This is a genomic window from Sphingomonas plantiphila, assembly GCF_046000505.1.
Taxonomy (GTDB): domain Bacteria; phylum Pseudomonadota; class Alphaproteobacteria; order Sphingomonadales; family Sphingomonadaceae; genus Sphingomonas; species Sphingomonas plantiphila.
In genome coordinates this window covers 1,325,201-1,344,471 of the sequence record NZ_JBELQC010000001.1, presented here as the reverse complement: position 1 = coordinate 1,344,471, position 19,271 = coordinate 1,325,201, and the positions used below count along the sequence as shown (strand labels likewise).

Sequence of the window (19,271 nt, the reverse complement as noted above, 5' to 3'; positions counted from 1 at the left end):
ATCCGAGGACCGGCGGCGCGCAAAGCGCCGCCGGTTCCTGCGCAAGGGGAGCCGGACCATGGCTCGCCATCTACCCCTGCCGGAACTGCTCCGGCGAATCGATCGGGCGCTCGATACGATGGAGCCGCTGCCCTATGCGGTGTTCGAGCGGCATCGCTTCTCGGCTCTCGATTACACCCGGATCGCCATCGAACTTGGCGTCAGCGTGGACGAAGTCGAGCGCGCGCTTGCCGATGCGATGCTCCATATCAACCGCAGTGTGGAGCAGGGCGGGCCGTGAGGCCCGCCTTTCGCTCTTTGGCTTGCCAGACTAAGCCCGGCGCGTGAGTGTGCAGCGATGAAGTCCGAGATCGATCATCTTCCCGAGCAGCAGCAGCGCGAACTCGAGCGCGTGCGCGCCATTCTGCTCGAAGAGTTCGACAAGGCGATCGGCTCGGCCACCGCTGCGCACAAGCGCAATGGCAAGGTGCTCAAGATCGTCCTGTTCGGCAGCTATGCCCGCGAGGACTGGGTCGATGAACCCGACAATGGCTATCAGTCCGACTTCGATCTGTTGATCGTCGTCAGCCATGAAGACCTCACCGATATCGCCGATTATTGGTACATCGCCGAGGACAGGATCGCGCGCGATCCCAGCATCGCTCGCCCGGTCAACATCATCGTCCATGCGCTCGATGAGGTGAACCGGAGCCTCTCGCGCGGCGAGTATTTTTGGACCGATATCGCGCGCGACGGCATCGCGCTCTACGAGCTGCCCGGCCATGCGCTGGCAACGCCCAAGCCGCTAACCGCAGCCGACGCGCATCGCATGGCGAGCGCGTATTTCGACGAATGGTCGGAGACTGCCCGCCAGTTCCTCATTCAAGGAATGGAGGCAACCGAGCGGGGCTGGGACAAGAACGCGGCCTTCCTGCTGCATCAGGCGACCGAGCGCTTGTACATCTGTTTCCTGCTCGTTCGGACGCTGTATTTTCCGCGCTCGCACAACATCAAGTTTCTGCGCTCGCTCGCCGAGGATAAAGACCCGCGACTGGTAGATGCGTGGCCGCGCGCAACCAAGGCCGACCGGGCGCGGTTCGAGCGCCTGAAACGCGCCTATGTTGAGGCGCGCTATTCGGCGAGTTACGCGATCACGCGCGAGGATCTCGACGTGCTTGCCGCGTCCATCGAGCAGCTGCGCGACCTTGTCGCTGCACTCTGCACCGAGCGTCTGGAAGAGCTCAAGGCAGCCGCTGAAACCTGACCGGCCGCGCTGCGGCCGGTCTTTCATCACTCATATTCAGGCAGATTTCGGCGCGCGCTTCTTGGCGGTGCGGCCCTTGTTGCCTAGGCCGATTTTCTTGGCCATCGCGCGGCGCGCTTCCGAATAGCTTTCCGCGACCATCGGATAATCGGGCTTGAGATTATAGCGCGCGCGATACTCTTCCGGCGTCAGACCGTGCGTCGAAAGATGCCGACGCAGCGTCTTGTACGGCTTGCCATCGATCATCGAAATGATGTGATCCTTCGACCCGAGCGACTTGCGAACCGTCACCGCCGGCACGAACTCTTGCGCAGGTTCGGCGTCATCCTGGGCTGCATTCGGCGCGGAGGTTGCGCCTGAAAGTTCGGTCAATGTCGCGTGCATCGTGCGAAGAAATGCCGGGACTTCATCCGCCTGCACGCGGTTATTCTGGTTGCCGAGCCACGCAATTGTCAGCTCGGTTGCAAGCTCGACAGGGTTCAAATTCGTGTCTTCAGACATGGCATTTCCTTCTAAAGCAGCGCAGCTTGTCTCTCAATTTACATCCATATTGGATGTATTCTGATTGTCGAGGGCGCGGTCCTTGGCGCGGCCTCGGCTGCATTGATCGGGAGCGGCGGAGAGGACGGGGGAGAAGCGGCGGGTGAAGGGGGAGGAGTGGATGCAAGATAAAGGCAGTGTCTCGCACCCGTGCTTAACCCATTGTCTGCACATCCTTTTTTATGGAGACACCGGCGATGGACGAGTCTCTTGTTCGGGCCGGATTCCGACAAGATATTGTAAATGCGTTGGTTTTTGGCCCGCGCTGAGAGACTTTCGGTGGTTTGTCCGGGGCTTTGCGGCCTAGAGGTTGCGGGCCGCAACGCCTCGCTTGTTCCATCTTTGTTCAAGTCGAGCTAAACCCATCGGATGACCGATCCGACCGTCCGAAAGATCATCCATATCGATATGGATGCCTTCTTCGCATCGGTCGAGCAGCGCGACGATCCGAGCCTTCGCGGAAAGCCTGTTGCGGTCGGCTCTGCGGCGGCACGCGGTGTGGTGGCAGCGGCAAGCTATGAGGCGCGCGCGTTCGGAGTGCGTTCGGCGCTGCCATCGGTGACCGCTTTGCGGCGTTGTCCGGAGCTGATTTTCGTGCCGCCGCGCTTCGAGGTTTACCGCGCGGTCTCGACGCAGATCCATGCGATCTTTGCCGACTATACCGACCTCATTCAGCCGCTCTCGCTCGACGAAGCCTATCTCGATGTGACCGAGGATCGCCGGGGTCTGCAAACCGCCTGGGCAACCGCCAAGGAAATCCGGGCGCGCATCCTCGAAGAGACCGGCCTCACGGCGTCGGCGGGCATCTCCTACAACAAGTTCCTCGCGAAGCTCGCGTCGGATCATCGCAAGCCCAATGGTCAGTTCGCTGTGACGCCTGAAATGGGCGCGGCCTGGGTCGAGCAATTGCCGGTTGCGAAGTTCCACGGGGTGGGGCCGGTGACCGCTGCCAAGATGAAGCGGCTGGGCATCGAAACCGGGGGCGATCTCAAGGCTCAGTCGATCGCGTTCCTAGCCCAGCATTTTGGAAGTTCAGCCGAATGGTATTTTGGCATCGCGCGGGGCATTGACGATCGCCCGGTGAACCCGAGCCGTGAGCGCAAATCTTCGGGGTCGGAAACGACGTTCGACCGCGACCTTTCCGACCCTGCCGAGATCGAGGCTGGCGTCCTCGCAATGGCCGACGACGTTGCTGCCTGGTGCTCGGCACGTCAGCAGTTCGGGCGAACTGTCACGGTCAAGGCGAAGTTTGCGGATTTCAGGCAGGTGACGCGCAGTCGAACCCAGCCGCAGGGGGTGCGCGATCCGAGCGATTTGCGCGCGACCGCGATCGAGTTGGTCCGCACCCTTTATCCGCTTGAACAGGGGGTGCGTCTGGTCGGCGTTACGGTTTCGAATTTTGAGCCGACGACATCGGACATGCCGCTTTTCTCGGATGGCAAGTCGCCCGGGTGAGTGGCGGCAGCTTTGCGCCCTAATTTCGGTCGTTCAGATGGTCTGTGGATCATCCTGGGAGCTGCCATCGATAAAGTTTAGTGGCTGGCGAGATCGATCCAATTTGAAGCTTTTATTGCTCTGGATCGACAATCTGTTGGGGCGCTATCCTGCCTCCACGGAGGGGACATGGCGCTATCATTCTACGAGGCAAAACAGCGGCTTCTATCTGGTCAGCCGCTCACTTGGGTTAAGTTCGGCGACCACAAGGCGGGCTCAGTGCAGCTCGCCTCCGCCGGTGCGCGGCGCTTATTCCACTTCCTGCTCACCTGCGAGCAATCCAAAGTGGCCGACGCACACGAGAGCCTCTTCGACGATCTGATTGCGGCTTGGGAGCTTGAGACCTTCGATCCTGCGACCGAGACGGAGCAGAGCGGGACGGCAACGAATGCCGGCCCTTGGCGCCTAGCCCGACTTGAAACCAGCGGCTTCGGCGGATTGAACCAGGTCGGGGGACCTGTCTTTTCCGTACCTTTCGACGGGGCAAACTGGTGCCTCGAAGGTCAGAACGGATCGGGTAAGACGTCGCTGGCCAGCGCGATCATCTGGGCGATGACCGGCTATCGGTGCCGCGACCAAGACGGGCTGCATCTCGAGACCGGAGTACGAACTCCTGTCGAGAATGATGCTGGCTCAGCGATCGGAAACTGGCCTTCCATTGTGTCCTATCCGGCCAGCGCAATCGCTTTGGCCGGCACTGCCGAGACCTGGGTGCGGCTGACCTTCCACGATCCGGCCGGCAACACCGCCCACGCATACCGCAGACTGTTGGCCGCGCCTGGCGTCCAGCCCGTGATCGAGGTCGATATTTCGGCGGACCTCCTGATGGCACCCCAGTTGCTGGAGGTCGGCCTCCTCATGCCCGCTCGCCTCGCCCGTATCGGCTTTGGCGAGCGCAGCCAGTCGATCTACGATGCGGTCAAACTCCTGACCGGGCTCGATCAACTGGCTGCCATCGCGGATGGCGCGGCCAATTTCACTCACCGGTCTAAGCGCTTTCTCAAATATACGCTGGACAAGGGTGGCGACACCATTGCGGCGCGCCTTGACGCCGCTCTTGAACGCGCGTCCCAAACAGCGGGCGCGATCGACTTCAACCTGAAGGTCGCGGGCAAGCGCGAGGACAAGGGCTACTCCGAGGAGCTCCGCGACGCCGCGAAGACGGCTTCGGATCAGGCCGCCGCACATCTCGCCGTGCTGACCTCGGAGATCGCACCGACACTCGACACGGCCAATGCGGACGATCGCAGCAAGATCAAGGCTGCGGTCAATTCGGCGCGGGCCATACTGGGCGACAGTTCCAAAGGCGTCGATGTGTTCTCGGCCTGGAAGGCGCTCGCAAATGCTCCGGGAGACATGCAATTTCAGGCGTTGCCGGACCTGCTTACCGAAGCAAAGGGTCGGCTTGCCGAAGCGATCCTTTGGGATAAGCGACAGGCCGAGGATCAGAAGCTGCGGCTGAAGGCGCTAGCATCCCGATTCTACGAGCCGGCGCTCCATTCTCACGAGAGCGCCGATTGCCCTTTGTGCGAGGGAAAGCTGACCGGCGAGAGGCGCGCTGCGCTCGCCGACGAGCTTGCGACCCTAAAGCAGGCAGCGTCCGTCGCCGAGCGGCGACTAACGGATGTTTGTACAGAGCTCGAGAAGTCGATCCGCGATTCTGTGCCGCAGGCCGTTGACGCCCATTTCGAAACCTTGTCGGCGATGCAGCCGCGCGACGCCTTTTCGGAGGCAGCCAAACAGGTGTTCGTCCAAGGGGCACCGTTCTCAACTGTCCTGACCGGCGTAGCCGCATTCGCATCAGATGCCGTTGAGAGCATAATGCAAAAACTTCCCGCCTTCGTGCACACCATGACGGCGCCGGATTCGGCCTCGCCGCCAGCGGCCTCGGGGCTGCTGAGCTATGTCGCCAAGGTAGAGCGTGTGATGGCGCTGGCCGGGTGGTGGCAGGCGCATCGGCCCCAGTTCGCGTCGGGTTGGCGCGAGATGGCAGGCAGCGCGGCAGAGGACGGAACGTATCCAGCCGACTCCATCGAGGGCAGGATCCAGGCGCTGGAGGCGGCCTTGGAGCGCGCTGCCCCGCTCGACCAACTCGCCAAGGACCTGGGAACGGCCGCGAAGGAAGCGGATCTTTGGCTTCCGATCCACGAACAGCAACGCGTCCGGGAAGCAATAGCGACAGCGCTGATACCTCTGAAGGACCTGCGTCTGCTCGTCGCCGCCCAGACCGCCGGATCGATCTCGGCGCTCTCCGAGCGCATGAAGGCAATCCTGGACCGGATCCATTTCAAGGAGCGACTGTCGTTCGAGGATGCCGCCCTAGCGAAGAAGGCGGTCCTCATCGCGGGCAGCTTCGATCCTGGTGTGCGCGTCGATGCGTCGCTGGTCGCCAACAGCTCCTGGTTGCGCGCGATCCTTTGGGCCTTCGTGCTCGCCGTGCGCGAGCAGGCGATCATCGACGCTGGTGCCAATCCATTTCCCTTGATGTTGCTGGACGATCCTCAGGTCACCTTCGACCCGCGCAACAAACGCAAATGGGCCGAGGAGATCGCCAGGCTGGGCAAGGCCGATCTGACCGACATCGCGGGCGCGCAGATCCTCATGATCACCCATGAGCGCCAGTTTTTTCAGATGCTGGTCAACTCGGAGAAGCTGCCTGGCCAGCAGGGCCTGGTCGTGCGCCTGTGCACCGCCTCCAAGGTGGCGACGATCATATTCGGAGATTCGCTCGCCAGCGCTTTCGTCGACGCACAGGCCACGAACGACGACCAAAAGGGGCACGCCTATGTCCAGAAGGTCCGCATCTATCTGGAGGATCTGCTCAAGATCATGCTTCGCGCCGAGGATCCGGGCATCGTCAACAAGACACTGGACGAACTCGTCACGCTGATGAAGGCGCGGCGCACTGCGAGCGTGCCCCCATTCACCAATCCGTCCTTCGGCAAGCTGCTCGAGTATATCGCGGGCGGCGGTGGCGGTAAGGCAATGCAGCATATTAACGAGGCGCATCATCATTTCGACGGCACGATCGGTGTCGCGCAGGCGGTCGACGTCAGGGAGTTCTGGGAGGGGAAGGTCGAATCACGGCTCCACACCTGCTTCAAGATCTTTGCCGAATTCGAGGCCCATGTGGGCGAGCCGCGCTTGTTCGCCTGGATGGACAATGTGGTGGAGTTCCCGGCGACCGATCCCGCCGACCTCAAAGCCGTCCCGTTTTTCCACACCGGCATCGCCGCGGCAGCGAAAACCGATGGGCGCGCGGGCGATGGCCTGATCACGATGGCGGACTTGTCGGAAGCGCAGCAGGTCACGCTCTACAACCACGCCGCCTTTCAGCTGGCCGCGGGGACGCTCGACCCGGTGGCTGACATCGGCGACGTGATCATCGTGAGCAACTATGCAACGGTGCATGAACGCAACCTCGTCGTCACCACGTTTCAGGATCAACTGCTCGCGCGTCGGTACAACGAAACCGAAGTCCACCCGCACATCGCCGTGCTGACGGGCCAAGCCACCGATCCGACATCGCTCGCCCAACCCGTGATCGCTCCAAAGGAGCAGATTCACATGCGCAAGATAGTCGGAACCCTCTTTGCGAAACACCGACTGCCGGTGCCGCCTAAGTCGGGCAATGTGGAGTTCCTAGCGCTCGCCGATTTCGCGGCGGTCCATGCAATGCTCCAGAACGCCAAGCTGTTTCAGGTTGAAGGACGCAGTGCTGAACCCGTCGCGCTGGATGGCCAATACATCATCACCCATCCGGTCCCGATGACGAGCGCGGCGATTGCGCAATTGGCGGGGCGGCTGGTGATCGCCGTGGACGATACCGGCGCCCGGTACCTCAAGCGGTTCCGACCGCACGGCCAGCTTGTTGTTCTCGAGAGCCTCAACCCGGATGGGATGACGCCAGCTGAGTTGCTGAGTTTCGGCGGGGAACAGGGGCTGCCCAAATTGACAGCGCTGATGGAGGTCGTCGGAATCCTGTTCGAGCTGCCTTCATGAGGCGCTGGCCTTGTTGCTCGGGATCGCAATGGAAGGAAATAGCATGCCGGCCATGACCGATCCGATGGACGCTCTGATCGATTTCCGCAGGGCGATCGCACAACGGGAAATTCGCGTTCAGCCAGCGGACTTCCATCCGGACATCTTCGTGCATGTCGATCAGCCGGCCGGCGCACCGAGATATACCTATGCACTGGTCGAAGACGGCGAGGTCACCGCGGTCGCGCTCCTCGCTCTGACGGAGCCGATCGAAGGGGTGCCGACGTTCCAGCTCGGCTATGCGGTGATGGAATCGCGTCGAGGTAGCGGGCGCGCGCAACGTATCGCGATGGCCGCGATCAACGAGATATGCCGCGGGCTTCGTCGCAACGGCATTCCGGAGCTCTATTTCGAGGCCGTGGTCGATCGCGAGAACATGGTGTCGCTTCACATTGCCGAGAAGGTGATTGGAGGCCCGCGCACCGAATGCCTCGACCACGATTCCGGCGTACCCGCCATCCAGTTTCAACGTCTCGTAGATTCTAACGCTTAGGGCAGGCAGCACTTTTTGTACTTGAGGCCGCTCCCGCACGGGCAGGGGTCGTTCCGACCGACCTTGCGCGCGCTGGCGCCGGCAAGCCGCTTTCGGATCGGGTTCAGGTGGGCCTTCTCAGCATATGCCCGCGCGTCCTCATTGAGCGCAGCGTCGAATGTCCACTTTCCGCGTAACTCAATACCGGCCTTCGGCATGCCGTCGTCCTGACGGATCAGGAGCCCGTGCCACTGCTCGGCGCGCTGCATATATTTGCGACGCTCGCAGTGCCGACGCAGCGCGTCCAGTGCCTCGCGGTTCGGCGCCGGGTTGCAGTGGACCGTCAGACCGGCCGACGTGCCGTCGAAGATGAGGGTGAAGTCGTGCCTCAGGCCGTCGGCGCGGGTGCGGGCGGCCATCTGCGCCAGTCCCGCGTCGAGGTCGGTCAGCGTGTCGCCGCTCAGCGTGAGGAGCATCATGCCCAGTTCGATCAGCGACGGATCGTCGCTCTGCTCGATGTTCCTGAGGATGCGCCCGGTGAGCGTGGTGCCGAAGCGGTCCAGAAAGCCTGCGGGGGTGCGGCGGCCGACAAGCCCCTCGCGGCGCACCGTCATCGCGGTGTCCAGGTCGATGGCGCAACTGTCGTCGATCATGCCCAGCGAGTAGCCGGAGTCCAGCCAGAGGTTGTTCGACAGGTGGTAGCCGAGGACCGCATACTCATTGGTCATCGTAACCCGGTCCGCCATCCCGACCCTGCGGTCGAGGAAGCTCAAGAACCGGAGCGGGGTGTCGAGCATCTCGGCCAGGACGTCCACCATGAACACGTCGGTGGGCAGTGGCGGCCGGATGACCTCGTCGATCCTGGGCTTGAGGAACTGGCGGGCCTGCACGGTCAGCGCCGGATAATGGTCGGCAACCACGCAGACCGGGTAGATCATGCGGGGCGTCGCGATTCGCAGCCCGGTACCGTCCGCCCGCTCGAACCTCAGCCCGGCCTCCCTGAGCGCGTCGGCGCTGACGAGCGCCTGGTCGTAGGCGTCCTCGACCGACTTCTTGAAGTCGTCGCGGAGCTGAAGGTCGTTGCCCCGCCTTGCCTCGAGGGTCAGCCGCTTGGACTTGCATTGCAGCACGACCGCCCGGTCGGCGAAGGTGACCAGGACGTCGATGTCGGTCACGGTCCTCGACCCGCGCGAGACGGTTACGCCGCGGTGGACGTTCCCCGCCCCGAACACCGACGCCAGCCGCTCGGCCGCGAATTGCTCCGTGAAGGCGCCGCGGTGCGCGGACGCGGTGGCGCGGTATGCGCGGTCCGCTACCATCCAGTAGAACGGGGAATCGTAAAGCGCCTCGAGCAGCCCGTAGGCCTGAAGAGAGACGTAGCGCCCGTCCCGCGTGGCGATCAGCGGTTGCGCGCTGGCGAGGTTGAAGTCGCCGAGCGTCGCGAAACCCTCGTTGCAGGGCGGGGTCGGGGCGGTGAACGCGTCGAGCACCGCGGCCGCCACCTCCGTCCCGACACCGGCGGCGGCGGCCGCCTCCTCGGCTGAGAAGGTGTAGCCGGGTAGCGGCGACCAGTCGTGGCTGGAGCGCTTCGCCGGCCCCGGCAGAGTCTCGGCCAACTTGCGGCTGCAGAGGTCCTTGGCCGCGACCACGACGTCGTGGGCGTCCTGAATCCCGAACCCGCGATGGGCCCGCAGCCACCCGTCGTCCGCGCCGTACTTGCGCAGCGCGAGCTCGGCATACTGGAAGCTGTAGGCGGATTCCGCGCCGTAAAAGATGGGTTCGCGCAGCACCGTCCCACCGGTGAATATCGAGGCCTCGTCTACCTGCTCGCCCGCCTGCCTGCGCCTGAAGCCGTCGGCGATCGCCTGCCACATGGGGCGTCCCAGCGCGTCGTGCAGTTCCTGCAGGAGCTCGTATGACCGCGCGATCATCCGCTCGAGGACTTCGGACGACGGTTGCGCAAAGTCGATCGCGCCCTTCAGCATGAGGCCGATGAGCGTCGTGTATTCGGTGCGGATCGTGCGCTCGCGGCTGTAGGAGGCCGACATGACCTCGGGCGTCATCGCGCCGGTGTAGGAGATCATGTTGTCGCGGACGCCGATGCGGGCGAGCGCGTGTATGTATCCCGGCGAAGTGCACAGCACCTGCAGCTCGTCGAACACCGCCTGCTCGGCGCGCCCGTCGAAGGCGGGGCCTGGCCTAGCCACTGGCTTGCACCACCGCGATTTCGGGCAGGAGCTCGGTCGCCGCGGCCACGCCCCGGTCGGCGAGGACGGCGGCGGCGGACCGGAACCGGACAACGTCGGCGCGCCGCTGCTCGAGGGTGCTGCGGCCCCACAGCGTCGCCAGCAGCTCACCGGCCGGTCGCCCGACCTCCGACCGCCAGTCCTCGGGCGTGGTCGACCGGTGGGCTTCGATGATCGCCTCCAGCCAGTCCAGGCCAGGTTGCGGCGCAAACGCCGCTCCGGCGTGGGCGACCAAGCTGGAGACCAGCCCGGCCGAAAAGCGGTAGCGTGCGCACGCCGCGACCCAATCGCCCAGCAGGGTGGTCAGTTCGGCCGCACGGCGCCAGCCCGGCTCGAACACGGGCAGGCCGTAGTGCGCAAAGGCAGCCGCCGACAGCGGCGTCTCGTCCGGATCGTATCGGCCGCTCCATTCGCTCCGGGCGGTCTCGAAGAGCGCGTCAGACGCCGCTCGCCACACCGTCTCAAAGCCGGCGTCCAGCGGCAGGTCGCCTTCGACCATCGCGTGCGCGAACCCGTCCAGCAGGTCGGCCAGCAGGTCGCTCCGTGCCTTCGCGTCGCCCATCGCCGCCGCAGGCTCCACGAGCCGCTCGACGGCGGTCTCTGGCGGCAGGAGGGGTGCCAGGCGGCCGCTCAGCCGGCCGAGGACGGATTCCCACTTCATGAGGCGCGCCGGACTGCTCCAGCCGCGCGCGTCTTGGAAAGCCATGTAGGACGCATACCAGGCGAGCGCGTCGGAGAAGTAGCCGAGCAGCGCGTCCTTGATAGGCGGGACGGCCGAGAGTGCCGTGACGTCGAGCTGCGACCAGACGGTCGAGGCGCGGTAATGGTCGAACTGGTTTTGCGGCTCGCCCGCGCACGGGTTGGTCGCGTCCCCACCGACAAAGTGTTCGGTCACCGGTCTCGGGAAGCTCGGCGCCTCGATGCGGCCCTCCGCGTTGGCGGTCACGGCGGCGTCGATCGCGTCGAGGCACCGCGCCGCCCGGGCCGTCCGCATGTTGACCTCGATGTCGCGCCCGAACGGCTCCCAAGCGTAGAGCATCGACGTCGCGCTGACCGAGAGCGCGGCTGCTGCGCCGCTGGGCGATAGCGGGCAAAACGCAGCCGCGGGTTCGAGCGCGGCCTTCGCGATGTCGCGGAACGGGCTCGCGACCAGTCCGAGCCAGATGCGGAGGTGGTCCGCGTCCGCCAGGCCGCGCATGGCGAGCGCGCCGAGCCCCCGGGCCGCCGACGCCGCCGCGTCGTCGTCGAGCGCGGAATCCTCGTAGTGTAGAGCGCTGGAGGCGTGGTCGACGAGCGCCGCCCGACCGAGGACCGAGACCACCCAGTCGATCTCGCCAGCGAGGACCTCGGGCGCCGCATGGGTCGCTAGCGCCGCGGCCACGGCGGCGACGCCCTGCGCCCGGATCGCGTAGCCCGGGTGGAGGTCGAGCGCGTGCGCGAACAGGTCCGGCGCGTCCATCGCCTTGGCGATGGGCAGCGCGTCCATGAAGGTCTGGCCCTTGCGCGTCGTGCCGCCCCGGGCGTGCCCGAACGCCCAGTCCAGGAGCGGCGCACCCTCCTCCATTTCCTCCTTCCGTTCGACCGCCTCGGCGGCGCGCTGGCTTAGCGGGCCGGGCGGCTCGTAGCCGATGCTGAACGCGCCGGGTTCGCCGGTGGGCTCCGCCTGCCAGTTCGCCGGATCCGCCTTCGCGCGCCAGTTCTCCAGCTCGTCGGCGAGCTCTGCCTCGTCTCCCTCGCTGGTCAGCTGCTCGTCGAAGTCGGCCATGTCCTCCACGCGCCACAAGGCGACGGCGGCCGCGAATTCCGCCTTCAGCGCCTCGTCCTGGATGAGGTGCAGCGGCGCCACCAAGCCCTCGACGAGCGGGAGCAGTGATGTCCTGCGGTTCCGCGTGGCAAGGGCCGCTCGGTATGCGTGCTCGTCGCCCTGCCTCCAGCCGATCCCAAACGCGGTGCCGGACGTGTCGTCCAGCGACTGCCGCAGGTCGTAGCCCCACAGCCTCGGATTGACGAGCAGCGGCAACGCCTGCCGGAGCTTCACGCTGGACAGGCGGCCCTTCTTCGCCCCGGCGACGCAGATGCTGGCCGAGGCGACGAGGTGGCTGTGCCGGAGCAACTTCGCGCACAGCTCGTCCAACGGGCGACCCGCCGCGATCTGTGCCGCGAACCAGTCGTCCGCCGCGAGCAGCAGCGATCCGAGCAGCCGGGGGCCGAGCAGGCCGCGCGCCCACTTGTAGACGTACTGGTCGCCCCACAGCGTGGCGGCCCCCTCGGCGTGGTCGATCGTCAAGGGTCGCGCGGTGAGGCCGCCGCCGGCCTGCCGCCTGCGCCACACCGACGCCGCCGCGGCGCTGAGCGCCTCCAGGAGGCGCAGCGCCTGGTCCTCGTCGGCGGCGAACAGCAGGTCGCACCCGGCACGGACCGGCGAGGCCGGGAAGAAGTGCCCCTGGTCCCGGATGCCGCCCGACTGCTCGACCGCGTAGTCGAGCGGCCCCTCCGGGTCGTGGCGCATGACCATGGTCGAGACGATCAGGTCGACGAACCGGGCCGGGAGGACCGACGGGATCACGCCCGGCCCGTCGACGAATTCGGCTCCGCCCCTGTCGCCCCCGTCGAGGAGGTTGGCGAGGTAGGCGTCGACCTCCGCCGTGGCGTCCGCCGCGCCGTTGGCGACCGCCTGCCGCAACTGGTCGCGCACCGGGTCGGCCGATCCGGACCGGTCCGCCCCCATCTCCGCCAGCAGTCTGCTGCGCTCCTGCCACTTGTCGAACGGCATCGCGTGGATCGCGTCCAGCTCGCGCAGCCAGGCCAAGCACTGGACGACGAGGCGACCGGCGAGCGGCCGCCCGCGGCCGGGAAGCCGAAGCCACGTCAGCGTGACTCGCGTCAGCGCCGGCACGAGAAATTTGGGCCACGTCGCCCAGCGCCCGACGGACCACATCAGGAAGCCGTGCCACGGCGCCACCCGCGGAACCGCCGCCGCCAGGGCTACGCGCCGCCGCCGGTCTGGGTTCATGCCGGCGAATTCGGGGGCCGTGAGCACTGTGGGGTGCGGCCGTACCTCCAACGCGAGCAGCGTGTCGACAAGGTCCGCGAGCAGCCGGCCACCGTCGTCGAGGAGGGTGGGCTCAAGCCCGTCGAGCAGGATTGCCGCCCGCGGCGAGTGGAGCGGCGCCGTCAGCGCGATCCGCCGCCACACGGGATCGAGAGCGCCGTCGCCGAGGAGGTCGTGGAGCGCCCGCCACCCGCCGGGACCGTCGGTCTCGAGGGCGGTCTCGGCGGCCAGGCGCACCGCGCGCATCCACGACAGCGGCTGCCCGGCCGCCAACAGGATCGCCGGTATCTCGCTCCGCCGCGCGTCCAGCGCGCGCGCGACCGTCCAGTCCTCGTAGATGTCGTGTCCGAAGGTCACGACGTCGCGGTAGGCCGGGACGTCCAGGGTGCGCTCGGAGGCCAGCAGCGCGATGGCGCTCTCGTCGGCGGGTTTGGGCAGCGGACCGAAGGGGCGCAGCAGACGCTGCCCGCCCAGCGCGCGCAGCGTCGCGTCGCGCGTCGGATGCCGCGGCGTCTCGGTCGCGCCGCGCCGCGCCCAGGCCTGCATCAGGTCGAGTTCGGAGGACGCGCCGGCGACGGACGGGTTGCGCGCCATCTGGTCGATGAAGAAGAGGTTCCGGTTGAGGTCAGCGTAGCCGCGTCGCGACATCAGGTCGCCGAGGTGCGGGAACGCGTCTGCGAGGAAGGCGAGGTCGTCGTCGTCCGGGACGCCGACGGTCCACGGCGTGGCGTCCCTCAGCAGGGGCAGGTCCAGCGCGGGCCCCGGTCCCGCGGAGTCGCGGCTCGAGACGATGCACCTCCAGAGGGGCGCGCACGGGGACGCCTCGATCGCGTCACAGACCTCGCCGATCAAGCCGCCGAGGCCCGCCTCGACCATCCGGTCGTAGCCATCGACGACGAGCACTGCCGAGCCACCTGCGGCCAGTTCGGCGATAATCTGCGCGAGCGGTGCCTGGAGGTTCGTGCCCGCCGCGTGTTCGGCCCACGTCCGCGCCGTCACCCGGTCGTGCTTTAGGACGAGCAGTCCGGCGCCGCGGGCGCGCTGTCGTTCCGAGAGCCTGCGCAGGACGGCCGACTTGCCCGTGCCAGCGTCGCCGCCCAGCCGCAGCCCCGCCGTCTCCCCGAGGACGTCGTCGAGCCGATCGCACAGGCTGGTGCGTGCGAGGCTGACTCCAGCCACGTCGTGGCGGATGCTGGCGAGCGCGGCCTTGCCGTCGTCCCGGATCCTGGCCAGGTCCGCGCGCGCGGATGGCGCGGCCAGCAGACGGAAGCGCGGGGCGAGTTCGGCAAGCAGCTTCGCCCTGTCGACGCCGCCTGCGACCTTCGCGGCGTCCTCCGCGAACGCGCACAGTGCGTCATGGAGGTCGGCGGCCTCGCCCCGGTCGCCCGACGCGAGCGCTGCCTGGAGCTGGTCGAAGGCGCGCGCCTTCGCCTGGCTGCCGGCCTGGTCGGCGTCTACAACGGTGATGCCCATGCGCGACACCACCTTCCAGGCTAGCTCGCGATCAGCTCCCCCGACGTCCTGCTCGATCACCCACTCGACGGCCGTGGTGAATTCGCGTTCAGAGGCGCTGGAGGCGCCCGGCGCGTTCCAACGCGTCCAGAAGTCGGCGGCGTCGCTCGATAGCTTCGCCGCGTCGCGCGCCCTGTCAACGTCACGCGGGCTGATCGCGCTTTCCGACGCTAAAATCCTAAAGAGCGTCTCGTCATGGTCCCCGCCCATGATTAGTTGGGCCGCGTCCGCAATTGGCCGGCGGAATGCCTCCTCGCTGCGAGCGCCAGTCAGTGTGCGCTTGATCTGCAGGTAGGAAATCGCGTCCCCGCCCGTTGGCGAGGAGAGCAGCAGGTGCAGGTCGTCGAAGCCGGCGGCGGGAGCAGTGCGCTGGAATTCTACCCGCCTGACGACTTTCGCGGCATCATCGCCCGGACCGCTAGTCTGCGCGAGGATAGCGGCCAGATAGGTCGCGGCGATGCGCGCCTCTAGAGAGAAGCCGGCCCCACTGGTTGATATAATGGAGGTTGCACGGGCCATGTCACAAAGGTGCCGAATTATAGCCTGCGTAACAATCGTCTTGATCGATGAAGATTGTAACCGCGCCTTCGGCGTACCGTTGGGATCGAAATGTGACTATTCGCAATTGCGCAGCGCCGACACTGTCGTGCAACTCGTGGATGCCTAGGCGTGCCTGAGCGACCGGGTTTGCATCTTAGCGGCTCGAACAGCGAGCGAAGCCGACGTCCGCTTTGCGCGATCTGAAGCTCGGAAGTTGCCAGGCAGCAACCGGCCCACAATCTGCCGGGCTGGTTTCAACGTGAGCTGCCAGTCGGGAAAGCGCCCCAGTATCGGTCGTCCGCGCTGGCAGGTCGCGATCGTGAAAGCGGCCATTCGTCCATCCTGACTTCGCCTAACGCCATCGGCCGAATACCTTTAGCGAACTCGCTCAGCGAGATGCGTATGGACTTGCTGCCCCGGCGATTTCCCATCTCCGAAGCGGCCTTTCTGCGCTAGGCCTGCATGACTGCGCAGTCGGGTGTGTGCGGCCGCACCGTGCCGCCACAGGTGTCGCGGCTGCGGTCTTCTCTACCCATGGCATCGTCCGATCCGCATCCTGGTCGTCTTCCTTCTATTCCTCGCTGTCGCCTCGCTGATAGGCGTAGTTGAAGAGCGCATCGAGTTCGCTGAGGTCGGTCAGGCCCAGCCCCTGCCGCAGGCGTTCGGCGTCCGCTGCGAAGCGGGCGTAGAGCGCGCCGTCGACGGTCTTCTTCGAGGGAAGCTCCGGATAGCCACCGATGTTGGCGAGCCCCATGCCCGCGACCGAGTTGCGGTTCATGACTGGGAAACGAGCTGGGTCGCGGGTGTGCAGCAGCTCGGTAATGACGTTGCTGCCGGCGCGCGGGATCATGTCGAAGTGGGACCTGAGGAGGTCGAACAGGGTGGCGGGGTCATCGGACGGGTCGGCGGCCAGCGCCCGCAGCGCGGCCTGGAACCGTTTGGACCGCTTGGCGAGGATTCCCTTGCCGCGGGCCAGGCCGCTCGAGTGCCACTGGCCGATGAGCTCCTCGTAGGCATTGAGGAACCGTCCGCGCGCCAGGTCCGGCTGGCGGGAAAGGAGGGCCATCTGCATGCGGGCCCTGGGGACCGCCTTGCGCCGGCGCTTGACCGACTTCGTGAAACCCTCCGGACCGTCGTCGGCGCGCATCTCAACCAAGAGGTCGGCGAGCGTGAGCGTGTCGCCGGGTGCGTTCGACATCGCGCGGAACGCCCGCGTCTCCGCCGACTTCATCGTGGTGCAGTAGATGTCGCGGCGCTTCTCGTATCCCCTGACAAGCTTGGGCTCCACCTCGACGATGTCGCCCGCCTTGGCGCGTTTGTCGATCCACTTCCGCAGCCAGCGCTCCTGACCTGCAGCCGGCCCAGACAGTAGCGCAGACATCTCGTGGTTGTCCGCGAGGCCGCCCTTGGTCATATTCGCGGATCCGACGATCAGTGTCTGGCGTCGATGGCCCTTGAGCCAGTATACCTTTGGATGGAGGGTGCGCCTGCTGCGCTCCCGCCCCATGTAGAGCGTGACGCTGCCGCCGGCGGCGGCAGCCTGCTTCTTTAGGCCTAGGATCGCGCGGAGTACCGCGGGCTCGCTTTGGTAGAAGTCGAGCCCGATGACGAAGGTCGCGTCGAGCCCCGAGGCGACACGTTCCGCGATGGCCTTCTCGACGAGGCGCCACCCGGACAACTTGGCGAAGGCCACGATGCAGATGAAGTGCGTTGCATGCGCAAGGTGGCGCTTGAGTTCGTCGGCGTGCCGTTTGTCCCCGTTGGCGAGCATCGGGGCGGGTCCGGTCGCTGTCGGGCTATTGCTCGGCATCACCTAGTCACTCATTCTGGGGTAGATCCATACCGCGGTGTCGCTCTCGATGCCGCCGGCGACCTGACCGCCGCATCATTGCTTCGCCGTGACCGGTGGCTGCGCCGGCTCTTCCTCTCGGCTGAGGACCAGTAGGTCGATGTAGGTCTGAACGTCGGCCGGGTAGCGGGCGCTTCTCCGCCAGTTGTTCAGGGAGAACACCTTCTTGCGCGCTACCGTCTTCTTGTCCGTTCTCGAGGTCGAGAATTCCAGAGCGTTCTCCCGCGCCCACTCCTCGAAGTCCTTGTACAGGACGCGCGCTTCTTCGATCAGCCGCGGGAGCCAGTCCGTGACGCCGTCATCCTGTCGCCTGTGCTTGAACGTGCGTACGAACACCACGAACGCCAGGGTGTTGATGATCCTGTCGGCGCCTTCGGTGGTCGCTCGATGCCCCGCGACCTCGGTGTATATCTCGTACAGCTCCGAAAAGGCGTCGACCACGCCGTCGTCATCGATTCCCGGGATGATGCCGCCGGTGTTCTTCATTATCCTCCGCTGGGTGGCCGTCGTGTACCTCCCGCCGGCGATGTGCATGATCCTCGTGAACAGGGCCCGTTCGATGACGTCGCTGTCGTCGATGTATTTGTTTCTGAGGGCGTCGGAATATTCGCCTCGCTTCGGCTCGTAGAGCAGGCCGGTTCGCCTGAAGACGGTTTCGGCGATCTCGCGGTTCTGATCGTTGCTCGCGGTCCGATCGATGGAGGACACCGCGGTCTGCGAATTGGTGGCCGACGATATGCTGAGGATAAGGTTCTTTTTCGACTCCTCGTCGATCTGCGGCAGCGTGATGATCCTGACCATCACCTCCTTACCCGAGAAGAAACGCTCGCGATCGACGTCGGAGCTCTCGTCGAATATCCGCGCCAGGGTGTAGGCCGTCTGTCCGCCATTGATGATCTGCGGATTGACGATCTCCACCTGGGCTCGGCTCTTGGATCCCACGCGCTCGTTCACGTAGGTCTCGTCGGAGACGATCGTGATGCCGTTGTTCAGGATCGCGAACTCGCCAGTCTCGATCTCCACGATGCTCTGGTGGATGCCCTCGTTCGTCCGCTGTTGGCGGAATTCCAGGTAGGACCGCGGATTGTAGCGCAGGATGGAGTTCTTGTAGCGCGACATGATCCGAGCGATCTCGAGCGTGGGGACGAGGACGACGGTGACCTCGCTGGGGCCGTGCGCCGTCATGATCTCGGCGCTCAGGCGCGAGCTGTGCGACTTGTTGCTGAGGTCGATCTGGAGCCGCATGCTCGAGGTGTAGTGCTGCTCGCCGCGGATGGTCGGCATGACAAGCTCGCCGTAACAGCGGTCGAAGTTGACGATGTTGGTCTCGTCGCCGTGGAATAGCCGCTCGACCAGGGCGTATTGCTCCGCCTTAACGTTCGCGAGGATCGTGACTCGCGTCTTGTATCGCGCGATGTCCGGAATTTTCTGCAGCTTCTCGATGAACGCTAGGATGCGGCCGTTGTAGCGCTGGCCGTCAGCGTTCTCGCGGTGCCCTTGCAGGATCCGGTCCAAGTCGATTGACAGAATCTCTTCGGGGGAGATGTTCTTAGACTCGAAGTTGCTCGAATCCACCCTGAACTTGGACTGGATAATGTCCAAGACCTTGTTCTCGGTGTCGATGTAATAGGCGTCGATGCCGCCGTCATGGCTTCCATCAGTGATCGTCAGCTCGCGGTCCTCGAAGCTGACCACCCCATACGTTGCGGCTAGGTAGAGATGGATGAACGCCCGGGCCCGTGCCTGGTTCTTCCGCTCCTCCGTGCTGTCGTCGAAGAGGGAGCTACGCTGCCTGACACCTTTCCCCTCCCTCACGTACTCGTCGAGGATGTGTGTCAGGATCGCGTATTTCCGGGTCTGTCCCGAGTTCATTCAAACTTCCCCGTCGGAGTTCCGCGCTTGTCGCCGGTAGAGGCGGCGGCCAGCTTAGCGCAGCTTCTCCAAGCGGCAATGCATGGGCCCAGCTCGCTCCAAGGCAGTTGGTCGAGCGGTCGCGTCTCCAAGACGACTTGGGTGTCGATGACGATCACGCGGTCGTATGCGGAAGTAGCCATAATGCCGGGCACCAAGTGGTCATGACATCCGCGAAGCGGGGCGGCAACACCTACCGGGGATTGATCAAGTATCTCGGCATCCGACGCTGTGTGCCGCGTCATGAACCGATGTCCGCCACTAGATGGGGGTTGGAACCACGCCGAACATCCGGGCATGGGTCAACCCGAAGTGGGTGCTCGACTGAGCGAACATCCGCTTCTTACGGTATCTCTGCCATAAGCTGTCAG

10 protein-coding genes are annotated in these 19,271 nt (G+C 65.4%); 5 read left to right on the top strand and 5 right to left on the bottom strand.

Translation table 11 applies throughout. From position 1 onward, the window contains the following. Positions 1–58: 58 nt before the first annotated feature. Together ABS767_RS06370 and ABS767_RS06365 are read left to right on the top strand one after the other, a co-directional pair. Positions 59–280, top strand: a complete 222-nt coding sequence (locus tag ABS767_RS06370) for a sigma factor-like helix-turn-helix DNA-binding protein (protein WP_408077518.1) — start codon at positions 59–61, stop codon at positions 278–280. A 57-nt stretch (positions 281–337) separates the two neighbouring features. Then, complete coding sequence (locus ABS767_RS06365) at positions 338–1,243, top strand: HEPN domain-containing protein (protein WP_408077517.1); 906 nt, start codon at positions 338–340, stop codon at positions 1,241–1,243. 36 nt (positions 1,244–1,279) lie between these two features. On the opposite strand, the gene ABS767_RS06360 is transcribed toward ABS767_RS06365, so the two are convergent. Beyond that, entirely contained in the window at positions 1,280–1,744 is a 465-nt protein-coding gene (locus tag ABS767_RS06360) for a MucR family transcriptional regulator (RefSeq protein ID WP_408077516.1), read from the bottom strand. Positions 1,745–2,152: 408 nt separating this feature from the next. Between ABS767_RS06360 and dinB the strand changes: the two genes are divergently transcribed. From dinB to ABS767_RS06345, 3 genes are all read left to right on the top strand, one after another. Next, positions 2,153–3,238, top strand: a complete 1,086-nt coding sequence (dinB, locus tag ABS767_RS06355) for a DNA polymerase IV (RefSeq protein WP_408077515.1) — start codon at positions 2,153–2,155, stop codon at positions 3,236–3,238. Between the two features lie 168 nt (positions 3,239–3,406). Next, the gene (locus ABS767_RS06350; protein ID WP_408077514.1) at positions 3,407–7,279 is read left to right on the top strand and encodes a hypothetical protein; all 3,873 of its coding nucleotides are present in this window, start codon (positions 3,407–3,409) and stop codon (positions 7,277–7,279) included. Between the two features lie 52 nt (positions 7,280–7,331). Then, entirely contained in the window at positions 7,332–7,811 is a 480-nt protein-coding gene (locus ABS767_RS06345) for a hypothetical protein (RefSeq protein ID WP_408077513.1), read from the top strand. Here the strand turns inward: ABS767_RS06345 and ABS767_RS06340 are convergent. The 4 genes from ABS767_RS06340 to ABS767_RS06325 all read right to left on the bottom strand — a co-directional run bounded on the left by ABS767_RS06340 (position 7,808) and on the right by ABS767_RS06325 (position 18,861). Next, a complete protein-coding gene (locus ABS767_RS06340; RefSeq protein ID WP_408077512.1) occupies positions 7,808–9,952 on the bottom strand; it encodes an SEC-C metal-binding domain-containing protein in 2,145 nt (714 codons plus the stop codon). The genes ABS767_RS06345 and ABS767_RS06340 overlap by 4 nt on opposite strands. Before the next feature lie 37 nt (positions 9,953–9,989). Then, a complete protein-coding gene (locus ABS767_RS06335) occupies positions 9,990–15,119 on the bottom strand; it encodes a hypothetical protein (protein ID WP_408077511.1) in 5,130 nt (1,709 codons plus the stop codon). A gap of 592 nt (positions 15,120–15,711) precedes the next feature. Continuing rightward, on the bottom strand, positions 15,712–16,911 hold the full coding sequence (locus tag ABS767_RS06330) for a phospholipase D-like domain-containing protein (RefSeq protein WP_408077510.1): 1,200 nt from the start codon (positions 16,909–16,911) through the stop codon (positions 15,712–15,714). Between the two features lie 114 nt (positions 16,912–17,025). Beyond that, positions 17,026–18,861: an AIPR family protein gene (locus ABS767_RS06325; RefSeq protein WP_408077509.1), complete on the bottom strand. Its 1,836-nt coding sequence runs from the start codon at positions 18,859–18,861 to the stop codon at positions 17,026–17,028. Positions 18,862–19,271 lie beyond the last annotated feature (410 nt).